This is a genomic window from Haemophilus sp. THUN1690 (assembly GCF_059704375.1).
Window position 1 is genome coordinate 297,070 of the sequence record NZ_AP046582.1, and the last position, 18,664, is coordinate 315,733.

Here is an 18,664-nt window from a genome sequence, read left to right on the forward strand (position 1 = left end):
AGGAGATTAAGATTTTTTCTTTAGTAATTTATCTATTACACGAGAAACAGCAAAAAAACCAAAGGTTGCCGTAATCATCGTGGCTGCGCCAAATCCGTTTGCGCAATTCATTGTGGCAGAAATTGCACAACCTTCAGTCATTTGTGGGAATATTAGAGGTTGTGTTGAAAATACCGCATCGATACTAAATTTGCGTTTTGGATTTTGGCTAAAATTGTAATCTTTGCGTAAAACTGACCGCACTTTAGCGAGCAGCGGATCTTGAATAGTTTTACTAAGATCGGCAATTTGAATTTGGGTTGGATCAGTTTGACCGCCAGCCCCACCAATAGTAATCACATTAATTTTGTTGCGTTTACAATAAGCAATCAGCGACGCTTTAGTTTTCACATTGTCAATAGCATCAATGACATAGTCATAGCCTCGATTGAGGTAATCCGATTGATTTTCTGGCGAGATAAAATCATCAATAATATTGATGGTACATTCAGGATTAATCAGCTTTACTCGTTCTGACATCACTTCAGTTTTTAGTTTGCCGATTGTGCCGCTCATTGCAGGAAGTTGGCGATTGATATTCGTGACGCAAATATCATCCATATCAATTAATGTGAGTTCACCAACGCCTGAACGTGCTAAGGCCTCTACGACCCAAGAACCCACGCCACCAATGCCTATTACGCAAATATGGGCTTTGCGTAAGCGCGCGAGTCCATCAGGTGTATAAAGTCGACCAATACCGCCAAATCGCTGTTCATAATTGTCCACTGGCGCCATTATTGTAACACCCATACTCGGCCATAGTGTTTTGATAATCCCGCAATATGGCCTGCTTGATCACCAATGCCACGATATAAGTCAAAGTGGTGGCCTTTCACCGCACCGCCCACATCAAGTGCAACCATTAAATGCAATTTGTGTGTACCAAGCCAGTTTCCGTTATTATCAATGTCAGGCACTTCGACTAAAAGAACAGTACCAGATGGTACAACGCTACGATCTGATGCTACTGAAGCCATTGGTACAAGTGGTACGCCAGCAGAACCTTTTACTTTGCCACTCGGATCATTTTTAAAGAATACATAAGAAGAATTACGTTCTAACAAACTTTGTACGCGAGAGGGATTACGATTGCCCCATTCACGAATTGCTTGAATAGACATTTTCTCTTTTGGTACTTCACCATCTTCAACTAATAAACGGCCAACAGCGGTATAAGGAAAGCCATTTTGTCCTGCATAAGCGAAGTAATTAAGGTTGCCATCACCAAAATCTACATAGCCGCTGCCTTGTACCCCAAGTAAAAAGTTCTCTAACATGGAATCACTATATGCTAATTCTAATCCTTGACCCGCTAATGCACCGGCGTAGATTTGCGCACGGCTAAAACGTTTATTTGCTGGCATACGATAAATTGGATTTTGGAATTGACCTTGCGGTGAACGGCGTGCATGAAGGACAGGCGAGTAGTAGCCTGTCATCAAAACATTTTGATATCCATCGAACCCACGCATAATTTGCGGGTTAATACCAAATTTAGAAAGCTCACTGACATTGGCGCCAGAAAGTACCCAGTTCGTAATTTTTTCATAGTTGCCATAGAAACGATCAGATAGTTTGCTTGAATAACTTTGTACATTTGAAAGTTGCGTTAAAAAATCACCCTGATTAATGACCGCACTTTGGTTTTCAACTTGAGAAACTGGCATAAACACAGCTTGTTGATAATTACGACCCGAATATTTAGCACCAAATTGTCGAGGATCGCTGCCATTTGAGGTGGTTGGAATTTGAGTTTTTGTTGTATTAGAAGAACCACAGGCAACTAAAAGTGCGGTTGTCACTGCAATAGAAAATGTTTTTAATGAGAAAAATTTTCGAACTGACATTTTTAATCCTAAATAAGCTTAAATAAGGCTGCATACGCTATCAAAAATCCTTCAAAACGACCAGTGTTATTTAGTCAAGCTGATTAATAAAAACGCACATTGAACATTTTATTAACAAATGAAACATAAACTTTTGTTTAATTCTTGCAAAAAAATATTAATAGCGTATAGTGCACCACATCAGACGCGGGGTGGAGCAGCTTGGTAGCTCGTCGGGCTCATAACCCGAAGGCCGTCGGTTCAAATCCGGCCCCCGCAACCAACAAATTATAAAGCCCTGATTTAAGAAAATCAGGGCTTTTCTTTTTACAGTTTAACTCGCTATGATGATCTCAATTAGATCATCTTTTTCTATGCTATAATCCCTCAAAATTTTTAAAATCGGTACCTAAATGAAACAATTATTTGCAACGACTTCTCGTGGCTTTGAAGAATTATTAAAAGTTGAACTCACTGAACTTGGCGCGCAAGAGGCAAAAGTAGTTCAAGGGGGCGTTCATTATCAAGCAGATAACGAAACTTTATACCGCACTTTGCTTTGGTCACGCCTTGCTTCACGCATTTTATTTCCTTTGATTGAAACCAAAATTTACAGTGATTTGGATCTTTATGCGGCTGTTTCGGGCTTTAATTGGTTAGCGCAATTTGATGAACGAGTTACATTCTTTGTAGATTTTAATGGAACCAACCAAGAAATTCGTCATACTCAATTTGGTGCGATGCGCGTTAAAGATGGAATTGTCGATTACTTTGAACGTCAAGGTAAAACTCGTCCTTATGTAGATAAAATTCAGCCGGACGTACGTATTCATGCTTATTTGAATCGTGAAAATTTAGTGATTTCTTTAGATTTAAGTGGGGAAGCATTACATTTGCGAGGCTATCGTGAAGATGCAGGTCAAGCGCCTTTACGTGAAACTCTAGCTGCGGCAATTGTTATGCGTTCAGGTTGGCAAGCGGGTTCTCCATTAGTAGATCCAATGTGTGGGTCAGGCACGCTTTTAATTGAAGCGGCACAAATGGAAGCCAAAATTGCACCGCAACTTTATCGTTTACATTGGGGATTTGATTTTTGGAAAGCGCATAATCAATCGGCTTGGGAAAAAGTAAAAAATGAAGCGATTGAATTAGCAGAAGAAAAACAAAGTGAAATTCAACCGCACTTTTATGGATTTGACCTCGATCACCGCGTATTAAAAAAGGCGCAGAAGAATGCACAAAATGCAGGTGTTTCACATTTAATTAAATGGCAACAAGGTGATGTTGCAGCGTTGAAAAATCCTCGTTTAAATGAAGTCGGTACGGTTATCTGTAATCCACCTTATGGGGAACGTTTAGGCACAACCCCAGCTTTAATCGCGCTCTATTCTGTATTTGGGCAAAGACTTAAAAAAGAATTTTGCAGTTGGAATGTTTCTGTTTTTAGTAGCGAATCCACATTGCTTGATTGTTTGAGAATGCGTGCCAGCCGACAGTTTAAAGCAAAAAATGGCCCACTAGATTGTGTGCAGAAGAATTATCAAGTTTCAGAACGAAAATCTGACGCAATTACAGATGAAAAGGCACTAGAATTTAACCGCACTTCGGAGGTGGCAACCGATTTTGCTAATCGATTACAAAAAAATATTAAGAAAATTAGCAAATGGGCAAAGCAACAAGGATTAGACGCTTATCGTTTATATGATGCTGATTTGCCTGAATATAATTTAGCCGTCGATCGTTACGCAGATTACATTGTTGTGCAAGAATATGCCGCGCCGAAAAATATTGATGAAAATAAAGCGCGTCAACGTTTATTAGATGCTGTTACTGCAACTTTGCACGTTACAGGTGTAGAAACGAATAAGTTGATCCTCAAAGTTCGTCAGAAACAAAAAGGTACCAACCAATATGAGAAATTAGCCAATAAAGGTGAATACTTTTATGTGAATGAATATGGCGCGCAACTTTGGGTAAATTTGACAGATTATTTAGACACTGGATTATTCTTAGATCACCGTTTAACAAGAAAAATGATTGGTGAGTTGGCAAAGGGTAAAGATTTCTTGAACTTATTTGCTTATACAGGTTCTGCCACTGTTCATGCAGCACTTGGTGGCGCTAAATCGACAACTACCGTTGATATGTCCAATACTTATCTTAATTGGGCGGAGCAAAATCTTATTTTGAATGATATTGAAGGTAAACAACATAAATTAATTCAAGCAGATTGCCTTCAATGGTTAGAAAAATGTGATCGTCAATTTGATTTGATATTTGTGGATCCACCAACGTTTTCAAATTCTAAACGTATGGAAGAGAGTTGGGATGTTCAACGAGATCATGTGAAATTGATGAGCAATCTAAAACGAGTTTTGTCGAATAATGGCACAATTGTTTTTTCGAATAATAAACGTGGATTCAAAATGAATTTAGTTGAGTTGGAAGAATTAGGTTTAAGTGCGGCAGAAATTTCGCATAAAACGTTACCACTAGATTTTGAACGTAATAAACAAATTCATAATTGTTGGATGATTCAACATATATAATGATTTGCTAAGTTGTAAAAATAGTCGAAAAAATAGTGAATTTTAAACAAACTGAATAAAAAACTATCGCTCAAACATTTTTTTTCAAAAAGTGCTAGACAAGGTTTTATTAAATCATTAATATACGCCTCCGCAACGACGCAATAACGCGTTCGTAGCTCAGTTGGATAGAGCGTTGGCCTCCGGAGCCAAAGGTCGCAAGTTCGAATCTTGTCGAGCGCGCCAGGTCAGTGCAATAACAACTTTTAATGGTGGCTATAGCTCAGTTGGTAGAGCCCTGGATTGTGATTCCAGTTGTCGTGGGTTCGAATCCCATTAGCCACCCCATCTTATCTTTATAAGATCTGACGGCGAGTAGCGCAGCTTGGTAGCGCAACTGGTTTGGGACCAGTGGGTCGTAGGTTCAAATCCTATCTCGCCGACCACTTTATTTTGCTCTTTAACAATGTATCAGACAATCTGTGTGGGCACTTGTTGATTGACTTGTTTTAAAAATATTTTTTAATTTTGAAGTCTTAATAGGTGCTAACTAGAAATTCATTATACTTTTTAAGTAGTGACATTTTATGTCAGCAGTATTGAGCGATTGAACTTGAATTGAAGAGTTTGATCATGGCTCAGATTGAACGCTGGCGGCAGGCTTAACACATGCAAGTCGAACGGTAGCAGGAGAAAGCTTGCTTTCTTGCTGACGAGTGGCGGACGGGTGAGTAATGCTTGGGAATCTGGCTTATGGAGGGGGATAACTACGGGAAACTGTAGCTAATACCGCGTAATATCGAAAGATTAAAGTGTGGGACCTTCGGGCCACATGCCATAAGATGAGCCCAAGTGGGATTAGGTAGTTGGTGGGGTAAAGGCCTACCAAGCCGACGATCTCTAGCTGGTCTGAGAGGATGACCAGCCACACTGGAACTGAGACACGGTCCAGACTCCTACGGGAGGCAGCAGTGGGGAATATTGCGCAATGGGGGGAACCCTGACGCAGCCATGCCGCGTGAATGAAGAAGGCCTTCGGGTTGTAAAGTTCTTTCGGTATTGAGGAAGGGATGTGTGCTAATAGTAGACATCATTGACGTTAAATACAGAAGAAGCACCGGCTAACTCCGTGCCAGCAGCCGCGGTAATACGGAGGGTGCGAGCGTTAATCGGAATAACTGGGCGTAAAGGGCACGCAGGCGGTTATTTAAGTGAGGTGTGAAAGCCCCGGGCTTAACCTGGGAATTGCATTTCAGACTGGGTAACTAGAGTACTTTAGGGAGGGGTAGAATTCCACGTGTAGCGGTGAAATGCGTAGAGATGTGGAGGAATACCGAAGGCGAAGGCAGCCCCTTGGGAATGTACTGACGCTCATGTGCGAAAGCGTGGGGAGCAAACAGGATTAGATACCCTGGTAGTCCACGCTGTAAACGCTGTCGATTTGGGGATTGGGCTTAAAGCTTGGTGCCCGTAGCTAACGTGATAAATCGACCGCCTGGGGAGTACGGCCGCAAGGTTAAAACTCAAATGAATTGACGGGGGCCCGCACAAGCGGTGGAGCATGTGGTTTAATTCGATGCAACGCGAAGAACCTTACCTACTCTTGACATCCATGGAATCCTGTAGAGATACGGGAGTGCCTTCGGGAACCATGAGACAGGTGCTGCATGGCTGTCGTCAGCTCGTGTTGTGAAATGTTGGGTTAAGTCCCGCAACGAGCGCAACCCTTATCCTTTGTTGCCAGCGATTTGGTCGGGAACTCAAAGGAGACTGCCAGTGATAAACTGGAGGAAGGTGGGGATGACGTCAAGTCATCATGGCCCTTACGAGTAGGGCTACACACGTGCTACAATGGCGTATACAGAGGGTGGCGAAACTGCGAGGTGGAGCGAATCTCAGAAAGTACGTCTAAGTCCGGATTGGAGTCTGCAACTCGACTCCATGAAGTCGGAATCGCTAGTAATCGCGAATCAGAATGTCGCGGTGAATACGTTCCCGGGCCTTGTACACACCGCCCGTCACACCATGGGAGTGGGTTGTACCAGAAGTAGATAGCTTAACCTTTTGGAGGGCGTTTACCACGGTATGATTCATGACTGGGGTGAAGTCGTAACAAGGTAACCGTAGGGGAACCTGCGGTTGGATCACCTCCTTACTGAAAACGAGAGACAATAAGTGTCCACACAGATTGATTGATATATTGTAGACAATATCGAGCAGAAAGCCGTTATTCCCTTGGGTCTGTAGCTCAGGTGGTTAGAGCGCACCCCTGATAAGGGTGAGGTCGGTGGTTCAAGTCCACTCAGACCCACCACTCAAACTGAGTGAGTGATGAAGGTGAATAAGGTGATAAATAAACGATGACATGGGGATATAGCTCAGCTGGGAGAGCGCCTGCCTTGCACGCAGGAGGTCAGCGGTTCGATCCCGCTTATCTCCACCACTTATCATCGTTAAGTAAATTTATTTATTTAGTTTATTTAACGATGATAACTGAAAAGTTTTATCAACTGTTCTTTAAAAAATTGGAAACAAGCTGAAAACAAGAGATTTTCGAGAGAAAGTCTGAGTAGGCAAGGCAGGAAAGTGAAAGAGGGAACTGAAAAGGGAAATCTAAAAATAAAACCTGTTTTGCATAAAATCTTGATTGAACAAAAGCAATCAAGTGTTTAGTTGAATGAAGATACGCATCAAATTGACCGCACTTTCAAGTGAAAACTTAAAGTGATTGAAAACATTTGAGGTTGTATAGTTAAGTGACTAAGCGTACAAGGTGGATGCCTTGGCAATCAGAGGCGAAGAAGGACGTGCTAATCTGCGAAAAGCTTGGATGAGTCGATAAGAGGCGTTTAATCCAAGATATCCGAATGGGGAAACCCAGTAGATGAAGAATCTACTATCACTTACTGAATACATAGGTAGGTGAGGCAAACCGGGAGAACTGAAACATCTAAGTACCCCGAGGAAAAGAAATCAACCGAGATTTCGTCAGTAGCGGCGAGCGAAAGCGAAAGAGCCTGTTAATGATAGCAGCAGAGATAGAGGAATAAGCTGGGAAGCTTAGCGACACAGGGTGATAGCCCCGTACTCGACATCCAGGCTGTGGTACTAAGTTAACGATAAGTAGGGCGGGACACGTGATATCCTGTTTGAAGATGGGGGGACCATCCTCCAAGGCTAAATACTCCTGATTGACCGATAGTGAACCAGTACTGTGAAGGAAAGGCGAAAAGAACCCCGGTGAGGGGAGTGAAATAGAACCTGAAACCTTGTACGTACAAGCAGTGGGAGCCTGAAAGGGTGACTGCGTACCTTTTGTATAATGGGTCAGCGACTTATATTTTGTAGCGAGGTTAACCGAATAGGGGAGCCGAAGGGAAACCGAGTCTTAACTGGGCGAATAGTTGCAAGGTATAGACCCGAAACCCGGTGATCTAGCCATGGGCAGGTTGAAGGTTGGGTAACACTAACTGGAGGACCGAACCGACTAATGTTGAAAAATTAGCGGATGACTTGTGGCTGGGGGTGAAAGGCCAATCAAACCGGGAGATAGCTGGTTCTCCCCGAAATCTATTTAGGTAGAGCCTTGAGCGGACACCTTTGGGGGTAGAGCACTGTTTCGGCTAGGGGTCCATCCCGGATTACCAACCCGATGCAAACTACGAATACCAAAGAGTGATACTCAGGAGACACACGGCGGGTGCTAACGTCCGTCGTGGAGAGGGAAACAACCCAGACCGCCAGCTAAGGTCCCAAAGTCTATATTAAGTGGGAAACGAAGTGGGAAGGCTTAGACAGCTAGGATGTTGGCTTAGAAGCAGCCATCATTTAAAGAAAGCGTAATAGCTCACTAGTCGAGTCGGCCTGCGCGGAAGATGTAACGGGGCTCAAATATAGCACCGAAGCTGCGGCATCAGACGTAAGTCTGTTGGGTAGGGGAGCGTTCTGTAAGCGGATGAAGGTGGCTCGAGAGGGCTGCTGGACGTATCAGAAGTGCGAATGCTGACATAAGTAACGATAAAACGGGTGAAAAACCCGTTCGCCGGAAGACCAAGGGTTCCTGTCCAACGTTAATCGGGGCAGGGTGAGTCGGCCCCTAAGGCGAGGCTGAAAAGCGTAGTCGATGGGAAACAGGTTAATATTCCTGTACTTGGATAAACTGCGATGTGGGGACGGAGCAGGTTAGGTTATCGCACTGTTGGATATGTGCGTTTAAGTTGGTAGGTGGGAAGTTTAGGCAAATCCGGACTTCTATTAAACACTGAGAGATGATGACGAGGCTCTACGGAGCTGAAGTAACCGATACCACACTTCCAGGAAAAGCCACTAAGCTTCAGGTTTATCTAAACCGTACTGAAAACCGACACAGGTGGTCAGGTAGAGAATACTCAGGCGCTTGAGAGAACTCGGGTGAAGGAACTAGGCAAAATAGCACCGTAACTTCGGGAGAAGGTGCGCCGGCGTAGATTGTAGTCCCTCGCGGGCGAAGGTTGAACCGGTCGAAGATACCAGCTGGCTGCAACTGTTTATTAAAAACACAGCACTCTGCAAACACGAAAGTGGACGTATAGGGTGTGATGCCTGCCCGGTGCTGGAAGGTTAATTGATGGTGTAATCGAAAGAGAAGCTCCTGATCGAAGCCCCAGTAAACGGCGGCCGTAACTATAACGGTCCTAAGGTAGCGAAATTCCTTGTCGGGTAAGTTCCGACCTGCACGAATGGCATAATGATGGCCAGGCTGTCTCCACCCGAGACTCAGTGAAATTGAAATCGCCGTGAAGATGCGGTGTACCCGCGGCTAGACGGAAAGACCCCGTGAACCTTTACTATAGCTTGACACTGAACATTGAATTTTGATGTGTAGGATAGGTGGGAGACTTAGAAGTAGTCACGCCAGTGATTATGGAGTCGTCCTTGAAATACCACCCTTTAACGTTTGATGTTCTAACGAAGATTGCGGAACGCGGTCTCGGACAGTGTCTGGTGGGTAGTTTGACTGGGGCGGTCTCCTCCCAAAGAGTAACGGAGGAGCACGAAGGTTTGCTAATCACGGTCGGACATCGTGAGGTTAGTGCAATGGTATAAGCAAGCTTAACTGCGAGACAGACAAGTCGAGCAGGTACGAAAGTAGGTCATAGTGATCCGGTGGTTCTGAATGGAAGGGCCATCGCTCAACGGATAAAAGGTACTCCGGGGATAACAGGCTGATACCGCCCAAGAGTTCATATCGACGGCGGTGTTTGGCACCTCGATGTCGGCTCATCACATCCTGGGGCTGAAGTAGGTCCCAAGGGTATGGCTGTTCGCCATTTAAAGTGGTACGCGAGCTGGGTTTAGAACGTCGTGAGACAGTTCGGTCCCTATCTGCCGTGGGCGTTGGAGAATTGGTTGGGGCTGCTCCTAGTACGAGAGGACCGGAGTGGACGCACCACTGGTGTTCCGGTTGTGTCGCCAGACGCATTGCCGGGTAGCTAAGTGCGGAAGAGATAAGTGCTGAAAGCATCTAAGCACGAAACTTGCCAAGAGATGAGTTCTCCCAGATTATAAATCTGTAAGGGTTGTTTAAGACTAAGACGTAGATAGGTGCGGTGTGTAAGTGTAGTGATACATTGAGCTAACGCATACTAATTGCCCGAGAGGCTTAACTATACAACGCTCAAGTGTTTTTGGAAAACAGAGTGAAAGAAAAAGAAATTAACTAAACGTTCAGCTTGTGGCCAATGAAGAACATAGATAGAATTTAAAATAAACGTTATCAAAGAATTATCCTGGCGGCGATAGTGCGGTGGAACCACCTGACACCATACCGAACTCAGAAGTGAAACGCTGTAATGCCGATGGTAGTGTGGGGCTTCCCCATGTGAGAGTAGGGCACCGCCAGGTTACCAAATACTTATCTAAGTTAAATTAAATAAAAAAGAAGAACCCCGTGTCGAAAGATATGGGGTTTTTGTTTTTTACAATCTACTTATTATTTCATGAAAAGAATTAAAGCAGGAAATAGAGATTTTATTTCAGCACTAAGTTTTTAGTCTTGTATTGCCTACAATATAGTTTTAATAAATATACCTATTTATATCATTTAGAGTTTGGATTTTTCATATTTTTTAAATAGACTTTATACACTCATTTCTAATGACAGCCATTATGTTTAAAACTTTAGACGAAATAACTTCAAGTATTATCGCTGATCCTCAAAATAAAAATTTTACAGAACGTGGAATTTTCCCTTTATTTTCGGCTCCTAAAATAGCTCGAATTAATATCGTTGGTCAAGCTCCAGGGTTAAAAGCTGAGCAGACTCGTTTATATTGGAATGATAAAAGCGGTGATCGTCTGCGTGATTGGCTAGGTGTGGATTACGATTATTTTTATAATTCTGGGATGTTTGCGGTTCTTCCTATGGATTTTTATTATCCTGGAAAAGGTAAATCTGGTGACTTACCACCTCGTCAAGGTTTTGCAGAAAAATGGCATCCGATAATTTTAGAGCACCTGCCTAATATTCAGCTCACTATTCTTATTGGGCAATATGCACAGAAATATTATCTACCTGAAAACAAAGATAATGTAACTGGGACTGTAAAAAATTATCGTCAATGCTTACCGCACTTTATGCCTCTCGTGCATCCTTCCCCACGTAATCAGCTTTGGGTAAGAAAGAATCCTTGGTTTCTAGAGCAAGTTATTCCTGAATTACAAATGTTAGTAAGATATATCATTAATGATAAAGATTAAGTATTTTTATATGAATACATACATAGCTTATTTATTATTACAGTTATGAAATATGGAGGCCTATAGGATCAAATAGTTGCTAAAAATGTGCTTAACTCCCTATATTATGAATATATTTTTACTTATGAGAAATATATAGAATTAAATATTGAAAAAACTACAAATAGGATAAAAGGACGGTTTAAGGTGCTTGAGAATAAATTACGCTACTCACGTTAGTTTAACGAGAAAGCATAAGATCTTATTTATGCAGGATTTTTCAAATAAAAAAGCTGGTAAGGATTATAAAATTTAATTCTTACAAGCTATTCTTTCCCACATGCCAATATTGAAAGTAGTTTCAATAGTATATATGGCAGAATTAATACTTATAAAGTAAAGATCTCTAATTATGATCCAGGTAAAATAGTATGGTTTTTATTTTTAATCATAGTTAATCTAAAATTACTAATTTTTAACCTTTCGCCACAAATTTTTACTATAAATGGTTCCAACAGAATTCGCTTGTGCGCCCATTATACTTGGCGTAAGATAAACTGGCGTATTATATTGAAAAATGGGTAACACTAAATATTCTTGTTGAACTATCCCTTTTAATTTCGCGTAATTTTCTAACCGCACTTTTTCGGATGTTGTCGTCATTGCACTTTCAAATAAACGATCAAATTCTGCATTTTTATAGCCATTTTTGTTATCAGGGCTTTTGGAATAGAACAAATTTAAGAAAGCGACAGGATCATTAAAATCTGCGCACCAACCTGATCGAATTAATTGAAAATCGCCTTTTGTGCGAGCCGTTTGCAATTCTTGCCAACTCATCCCTTGATGTTCAACTCGTAATAAATCTGATTGCGATAACTGACGATTTAATCGCGTTGCAATGGTTTGATTCAGAGACGAATCATCATAACGAATGCGTAATTTCAACGGGTTAGTTTCACTAATTTGATTATGGGGAAGAAGCTGTTCTGCAACAACTGGCTCCCAAACAGATTCTTGCTCACCTAGCATAGATTTAGGTAAAAAAGTATTACTTGGATGAAGATGAGAAATATCTGCAACCAAATTTTTCGTAGAAATCATCGAAGCAATCGCTTTTCTTATCGCACTTTTTTGCAACATAGGATCGGCAAGATTAAACTCATAGAAGTAAGTACAAAGTTGCGGATAATCTTGGATATTTTGAACTGTTTTTTGCGGATTTATTACAACATCAAAATCAGACAAATCTCTATCTGCTGCAATTTTTTGATACTTCACTTGCTGAAATATCACTTTTTCCTTTGCCCAATAATAAGGATTGGCAGTTAAAATATGCTGATTTTCAGCCTGGCTTTGTAATTGATAGGCGCCATTGCTGATAAGCATTTCAGGCGATTTTGTATAGCGAGGCAAAAGGCTGACGTGCGCCAGCATAGAAGGTATATATGGCGATGCTTTATCTAATTCAATGCGTAAAGTGCGGTCATTTTCAGCGAACAATCCAAGCGATTCCACAGTTAGTGTTTTTTCCAATACTGCCTTCGCATTTTTCAGATTCATGAAAGCCAAATAATTTTTAAGTGGACTTTCAGATTGAGAAAGTGCTTGCCAAGATTGTACAAAATCAGAGGCAGTCACCGCTTCACCATTTGACCATTTGGCATTTTCACGCAAAATGAAAATCCACGTTTTATTATCTTTAGTTTGCCAGCTTTCTGCCACGGCAGGAACAAGATTACCTTGGGCATCATAAGCTGTTAAGCCCTCAAAAAGATCCCGTAATAATTGCGTTTGTTCTTCGTTTTGTGCTTGCCAAGGTTGCAAAGTAAAATCGCTATAAACACCACGTTTTAATTCAACTCGGTTAGATTCCAATTGAGTATTTTTAGGTGTCTCAACTTGTGGTGAAGCAGATTTTGGATTATCCAATTTATCACAAGCCACCACCGTAAAAATGATAGAAAGAATAACTGTACTTCGCTGGCACAAAGCGAGAAAATTATTCATTTTCAGTTTTAATCCAAAACAAGAAGAACCAATACTTAATACAAATCAACGCTGCAATAACGCTACGCCCTATTACGCTTGGCGTGAAATAAAAACCAATAAGCAACATTGTGGTCGAAAAACTCAAAATATAAATTTTGGTATTTTTCTTTAATGATCGATTTTCATTAAAAGACTTAAGATGTTTTTGATAAATACTTGTGCCTAAAAACCATTGTTCTAAGCGTTTTGAACCTTTTGTAAAGAAAAATAAGGTAAGCAATAAAAAAGGCGTGGTCGGTAAAATAGGAAGGAAAATTCCAATGATGCCAAGTGCAAGAGAAAGAAAACCTAAAACAATGTAAATAAACTTCATAATGTTCCTAATAAAAAGAAAATGCGAACCATTATTACTGATTTTTTAGATTTTTCAACCTTGATATTATAGAATTTGCCGTCACATAAAGAGTAATTTTCAAAAAAGGAACATTTATGTCTATGTCAAATCCATTACTTAACATTCAAGGCCTACCGCCATTTTCACAAATAAAACCAGAACATATTCAACCGGCTGTTGAAAAATTAATTCAAGATTGTCGCAATACGATAGAACAAGTGTTAAAACAACCGCACTTTACTTGGGAAAATTTCATTTTGCCTTTAACGGAAACCAATGATCGCTTAAACCGAGCTTGGTCACCCGTTTCTCATCTCAATTCAGTAAAAAACAGTGCTGAATTACGTGAAGCCTATCAAGTGTGCTTGCCGTTACTTTCTGAATACAGCACTTGGGTTGGTCAGCATAAAGGGCTTTATAATGCCTATTTGGCGTTAAAAAATAGTGCTGAATTTACTGACTATTCTATTGCGCAAAAGAAAGCCATTGAAAATTCACTGCGTGATTTTGAACTTTCAGGTATCGGGCTTTCAGAAGACAAACAACAACGTTATGGCGAAATTGTGACGCGCTTATCGGAATTAAATTCACAATTTAGCAATAACGTATTAGATGCCACCATGGGTTGGGAAAAACTCATTGAAAACGAAGCAGAACTTGCTGGGTTACCTGAATCTGCACTACAAGCTGCACAACAATCTGCCGAAAGTAAAGGATTAAAAGGCTATCGTTTTACGTTAGAAATTCCAAGTTATTTGCCTGTGATGACTTACTGTGAAAATCGTGCATTGCGTGAAGAAATGTACCATGCTTATGCAACACGCGCCTCAGAACAAGGCCCTAATGCTGGCAAATGGGACAACAGTAAAGTTATGGAAGAAATTCTTACATTACGCGTAGAGCTAGCAAAATTACTCGGTTTTAATACTTACACCGAACTTTCACTTGCCACCAAAATGGCAGAAAACCCACAACAAGTGCTCAATTTCTTAGATCATCTTGCCGAACGTGCCAAACCACAAGGCGAAAAAGAACTGCAAGAATTGAGAGATTACTGCGAAAAAGAATTTGGTGTCACTGAACTTGCGCCTTGGGATATTGGTTTTTACAGCGAAAAACAAAAACAACATTTATATGCCATTAATGATGAAGAACTTCGCCCATATTTTCCTGAAAATCGCGTAATTTCGGGATTGTTTGAATTGATTAAACGTATTTTCAATATTCGTGCAGTTGAACGCAAAGGCGTGGATACTTGGCATAAAGATGTGCGCTTCTTTGATTTAATTGATGAAAACGATCAACTCCGTGGCAGTTTCTATCTTGATTTATATGCGCGTGAACACAAACGTGGCGGGGCTTGGATGGATGATTGTATCGGACGTAAGCGTAAACTGGATGGCAGCATTCAAACTCCTGTGGCTTATTTAACTTGCAACTTCAATGCACCTATAGGGAATAAACCAGCCTTATTTACGCACGATGAAGTCACCACGCTATTCCATGAATTTGGTCACGGCATTCATCATATGCTCACGCAAATTGATGTCTCCGATGTAGCGGGTATTAACGGCGTGCCTTGGGATGCTGTGGAATTACCAAGTCAATTTATGGAAAACTGGTGCTGGGAAGAAGAGGCTTTAGCGTTTATTTCAGGACATTACGAAACAGGCGAGCCGTTGCCAAAAGAAAAACTTATGCAATTATTAAAAGCGAAAAATTTTCAAGCTGCGATGTTTATCTTGCGCCAACTTGAATTTGGGATTTTTGATTTCCGTTTGCATCACACCTTTGATGCGGAAAAAACCAATCAAATTTTAGAGACACTTAAAGCGGTGAAATCACAAGTTGCCGTCATAAAAGGTGTAGATTGGGCAAGAACTCCGCACAGCTTCAGCCATATTTTTGCAGGGGGCTACGCCGCAGGTTATTACAGCTATTTATGGGCTGAAGTCTTATCAGCAGATGCTTATTCTCGCTTTGAAGAAGAAGGTATTTTCAACCCAATCACTGGCAAATCATTCTTAGATGAAATTCTCACTCGTGGTGGCTCTGAAGAACCAATGGAACTCTTCAAACGCTTCCGTGGCCGTGAACCGCAATTAGATGCGTTGTTAAGACATAAAGGAATATTAAATAGATAATTAAAATAAAAACAGAATACCCGGCCAAAGCCGGGTTATTTTTATCTTATAAGATCAGACTATAAACCACCTTTGATATCTAAATAAATTCCTAAAAGGATTATTCCTCAACTTTACAAAATTTAGCTAAATCTTCTACATTTTCTAACCAATGATTCCCCATTTCATCAATCAATTCTCCACAATTAAAAATATCAGAATTTTTAGCCGCACTTTCTAAAGCATCCGCTAATTGACGTAAATGATTTAACCCTACTGATGCCGCAGCCCCTTTAATTTTATGGGCAGTATCTTCTGTGTCTTTCATATTATCTTTTGATAATTGAGTCAGATAATTTGGCATAGTTTGTTTGAATAAAGATAAATTTTCTAAAATTTGTTTTTTTCCAAGTGTTTCTATCAGCTCTAAATCAAACTGTTCTGAAAGCTCATTATCATCATTCATGTCTATAATAGATTCGCTTTCATCCGCAAAAAATTGCTGCAAACAATGGTGTAAATCCTTAATTGAAATGGGTTTGCGTAATACGCCATCCATGCCCATTTCTAAATATTCTTGCTCGCTTTGCATAACATTGGCAGTAAAAGCAATCATTGGCGGTAAAAAATCATAAATACCGTTCTCATAATTCTCTCGCAAATATTGGGCGATTTCAAAACCACTCATATCTGGTAATTTAATATCTAGCAATAAAATGTCGTAAACATTTTTCTCAAATAAAGTGATCGCCTGCTTGCCATTTGTCGCAACATCAACATGATGCCCAAGTTTTTCTAAAATAGTTTTCGCAACCATAATATTGAGGTCAACATCCTCCACTAAAAGAATGTTCAAGGATGGAATATTTTTCTTAACGGATTCTTTTTCAGAACTTTCCTGAGCATGGAGAGTAAGATGGAAAGTAGCGCCTTTTCCTCGCTCACTTTCAACTGTTAAATCTCCTTCCATTAACTGAGCGAGATTTTTAGAAATAGCCAACCCAATACCGCTACCCGCACTTTGCTGACGACTTTCTTTCACTTGATAATACATTTCAAAAATATGTTTTTGTTCTTCAGGTGAAATCCCCATTCCTGTATCTTTCACAATAAAATGGTAACAATCCTGATTTCTCATAATTTTAAGAATAATATTTCCCTGATCGGTAAACTTCACCGCATTACTAATTAAGTTCCACAAAATTTGGCTCAAGCGAACACGATCAAGATTCAACCAATTAGGCAAATTAGGTTCAAGCTCTAAAGAAAAAATAAGATTTTTTTGTTTAGCAAGGAAACTAGCAAAATTATAAATATCGTTTAATAAGGCGGGGAAATCTGTTGGCTGGCGATTTAATTCAATTCGACTGGCATCAATTTTTTCCAAATCAATAATATCGCTAAAAATATAGCCTAAACTGACCGCACTTATGTTGATAGTTTTTAAATAATTACGCTGGCGATCATCCAATTCATCATCAAGTAAAATCTGGCTAAGCCCCACAATCCCATTCAATGGCGTGCGCAATTCATGGCTTATTGTGGCAAGTAAGGTGCTTTTATCACGGCTATTTTTTTCTAACTTTTCCAATGCTTGGGATAATTTTTTCTGAGCGGCAATTCGCTCTGCGACCTCATTTTCCAACCGATTCACCGAGCTAGAAAGATCAAGACGAGAATGTTCAAGCTTTTCGACCAATAAAGTGAAAAAATAAATAACAAAAGGCGCAGTGAGTAAGCCAAAAGTTACCGAACGAAAAATATCTACCCAAGAAATCTGATGAACAATAAATAAACTAAATAAAATCTGAGTACAAAGTGCTAAAACCGCAAGAATCATCACGCCTAAAAGAGAAAAACGAAGGCGCCCAAGACGAATAACCCAATCCACATAACTCTGAGCAAAATATTTGAAACTTTTCATCGAATCTCCTAAAACATTATTACTGTTATCGAAAGTCCATGGCTAATCTGATTTCGAAGGATTATATTTCCCTCACTCAGAAAGTGAATTTTGTAATTTATAGGACTTGACTCTTTAGTTTACCTTGAATATAGCCATAATTGTAATAATGAATAGATTAGTTTTAAGTTTTTATGGTGGGGGGATTTATTAAAATATTAAAACATACTTGTTTTGCGTGGATTTTGCGCGAGAGGGTATTAAATGATAGAATCTCGCACTTTTATTGCGAAGCGAGAACAAAATGGCATTAGTTGAATTTTTGATGAAAACCTTAGATGGGTTAAAGGGAACAGATATTGTACATTTTGATGTACGTGGAAAATCATCGATTACCGATAATATGATTATTTGCACGGGGACGTCGAGCCGCCAAGTTTCTGCAATGGCAGATAATTTAATTACAGAATGTAAAAAAGCAGGTTTTGAAACTTTTGGTGAAGAAGGTAAAAATACTGCAGATTGGATTGTGGTGGATCTTGGTCAAGCAATCGTACATATCATGCAACGTGACGCGCGTGAAATGTATCAATTAGAGAAACTTTGGGCGTAAATTTTAGTAAAGTGCGGTGAAAAATAACCGCACTTTTTAGATAAGGATGACTTGTGAAAATCACGTTAATTGCTGTCGGAACAAAAATGCCTTCTTGGGTTACAACGGGTTTTGAGGAATATCAACGCCGTTTTCCTAAAGATATGCCTTTTGAACTGATTGAAATCCCAGCAGGCAAGCGTGGAAAAAATGCTGATATTAAACGTATTTTAGAACAAGAAGGTAAAGCGATGTTAGCTGCCTGTGGGAAAGGTAAAGTCGTGACGTTAGACATTCCAGGTAAACCTTGGACCACACCACAGTTAGCCGAGCAACTAGAAGCGTGGAAAAACGATGGCCGTGATGTATGTTTGTTGATCGGGGGACCTGAGGGACTTTCACCTGAATGTAAAGCAGCTGCAGAACAAAGTTGGTCGCTTTCACCTTTGACATTACCTCATCCGCTTGTTCGTGTTGTGGTGGCTGAAAGTTTATATCGAGCGTGGTCGCTCACGACTAATCATCCTTATCACCGAGAATAGTAAAT

Annotated in this window: 10 protein-coding genes, 6 tRNA genes and 3 rRNA genes; 14 read left to right on the forward strand and 5 right to left on the reverse strand. The window is 40.4% G+C overall.

Features of this window, described 5'->3' with window-relative positions; genetic code table 11:
- Positions 1-6: 6 nt before the first annotated feature.
- Together tcdA and mltA are read right to left on the reverse strand one after the other, a co-directional pair.
- Positions 7-777 carry a tRNA cyclic N6-threonylcarbamoyladenosine(37) synthase TcdA gene (gene tcdA / locus AC6H22_RS01440; protein ID WP_005625938.1) on the reverse strand — a complete coding sequence of 257 codons (771 nt, stop codon included), beginning with the start codon at positions 775-777 and terminating at the stop codon, positions 7-9.
- On the reverse strand, positions 777-1,889 hold the full coding sequence (gene mltA, locus AC6H22_RS01445; protein ID WP_005625936.1) for a murein transglycosylase A: 1,113 nt from the start codon (positions 1,887-1,889) through the stop codon (positions 777-779). The genes tcdA and mltA overlap by 1 nt, the downstream gene beginning before the upstream one ends.
- Before the next feature lie 185 nt (positions 1,890-2,074).
- On the opposite strand from mltA, the gene AC6H22_RS01450 reads away from it, so the two are divergent.
- The 11 genes from AC6H22_RS01450 (at position 2,075) to AC6H22_RS01500 (ending at position 11,134) form a co-directional block, all read left to right on the forward strand.
- Positions 2,075-2,151: transfer RNA gene (locus tag AC6H22_RS01450), tRNA-Met, on the forward strand.
- Between the two features lie 130 nt (positions 2,152-2,281).
- Positions 2,282-4,417, forward strand: coding sequence for a bifunctional 23S rRNA (guanine(2069)-N(7))-methyltransferase RlmK/23S rRNA (guanine(2445)-N(2))-methyltransferase RlmL (gene rlmKL, locus AC6H22_RS01455; protein ID WP_046952626.1), 2,136 nt, complete (start codon positions 2,282-2,284; stop codon positions 4,415-4,417).
- A 148-nt stretch (positions 4,418-4,565) separates the two neighbouring features.
- Positions 4,566-4,642, forward strand: a tRNA-Arg gene (locus AC6H22_RS01460).
- A 26-nt stretch (positions 4,643-4,668) separates the two neighbouring features.
- A tRNA-His gene (locus tag AC6H22_RS01465) sits at positions 4,669-4,744 on the forward strand.
- Positions 4,745-4,765: 21 nt separating this feature from the next.
- Positions 4,766-4,842 (forward strand) — tRNA-Pro (locus AC6H22_RS01470).
- Positions 4,843-5,011: 169 nt separating this feature from the next.
- A 16S ribosomal RNA gene (locus AC6H22_RS01475) occupies positions 5,012-6,551 on the forward strand.
- Positions 6,552-6,633: 82 nt separating this feature from the next.
- Positions 6,634-6,710 (forward strand) — tRNA-Ile (locus AC6H22_RS01480).
- Positions 6,711-6,763: 53 nt separating this feature from the next.
- A tRNA-Ala gene (locus AC6H22_RS01485) sits at positions 6,764-6,839 on the forward strand.
- Positions 6,840-7,146: 307 nt separating this feature from the next.
- A 23S ribosomal RNA gene (locus AC6H22_RS01490) occupies positions 7,147-10,045 on the forward strand.
- Between the two features lie 118 nt (positions 10,046-10,163).
- Positions 10,164-10,279: ribosomal RNA gene (gene rrf, locus AC6H22_RS01495) — 5S ribosomal RNA — on the forward strand.
- The 16S, 23S and 5S rRNA genes sit together here with 5 tRNA genes alongside, the layout of an rRNA operon.
- 264 nt (positions 10,280-10,543) lie before the next feature.
- Positions 10,544-11,134 carry a uracil-DNA glycosylase family protein gene (locus tag AC6H22_RS01500; protein WP_046953549.1) on the forward strand — a complete coding sequence of 197 codons (591 nt, stop codon included), beginning with the start codon at positions 10,544-10,546 and terminating at the stop codon, positions 11,132-11,134.
- Between the two features lie 447 nt (positions 11,135-11,581).
- Here the strand turns inward: AC6H22_RS01500 and AC6H22_RS01505 are convergent, their stop codons facing one another.
- Both AC6H22_RS01505 and AC6H22_RS01510 read right to left on the reverse strand, forming a co-directional pair.
- Positions 11,582-13,123 carry a peptide ABC transporter substrate-binding protein gene (locus AC6H22_RS01505; RefSeq protein ID WP_046953550.1) on the reverse strand — a complete coding sequence of 514 codons (1,542 nt, stop codon included), beginning with the start codon at positions 13,121-13,123 and terminating at the stop codon, positions 11,582-11,584.
- Complete coding sequence (locus AC6H22_RS01510) at positions 13,116-13,478, reverse strand: YbaN family protein (protein ID WP_005627297.1); 363 nt, start codon at positions 13,476-13,478, stop codon at positions 13,116-13,118. Before AC6H22_RS01510 ends, AC6H22_RS01505 begins: the two co-directional genes overlap by 8 nt.
- A 122-nt stretch (positions 13,479-13,600) precedes the next feature.
- Between AC6H22_RS01510 and prlC the strand changes: the two genes are divergently transcribed.
- On the forward strand, positions 13,601-15,643 hold the full coding sequence (prlC, locus tag AC6H22_RS01515; RefSeq protein WP_032825572.1) for an oligopeptidase A: 2,043 nt from the start codon (positions 13,601-13,603) through the stop codon (positions 15,641-15,643).
- 100 nt (positions 15,644-15,743) lie between these two features.
- Here prlC and AC6H22_RS01520 read toward each other — a convergent pair whose 3' ends face one another.
- On the reverse strand, positions 15,744-17,546 hold the full coding sequence (locus AC6H22_RS01520) for an ATP-binding protein (RefSeq protein WP_497513518.1): 1,803 nt from the start codon (positions 17,544-17,546) through the stop codon (positions 15,744-15,746).
- 283 nt (positions 17,547-17,829) lie between these two features.
- Here AC6H22_RS01520 and rsfS point away from each other — a divergent pair, with 283 nt between their 5' ends.
- Entirely contained in the window at positions 17,830-18,138 is a 309-nt protein-coding gene (rsfS, locus tag AC6H22_RS01525) for a ribosome silencing factor (RefSeq protein ID WP_005628770.1), read from the forward strand.
- Positions 18,139-18,191: 53 nt separating this feature from the next.
- Positions 18,192-18,659 (forward strand): 23S rRNA (pseudouridine(1915)-N(3))-methyltransferase RlmH, encoded by a 468-nt coding sequence (gene rlmH / locus AC6H22_RS01530; RefSeq protein ID WP_005649848.1) that lies wholly within the window; start codon positions 18,192-18,194, stop codon positions 18,657-18,659.
- Positions 18,660-18,664: the final 5 nt, after the last annotated feature.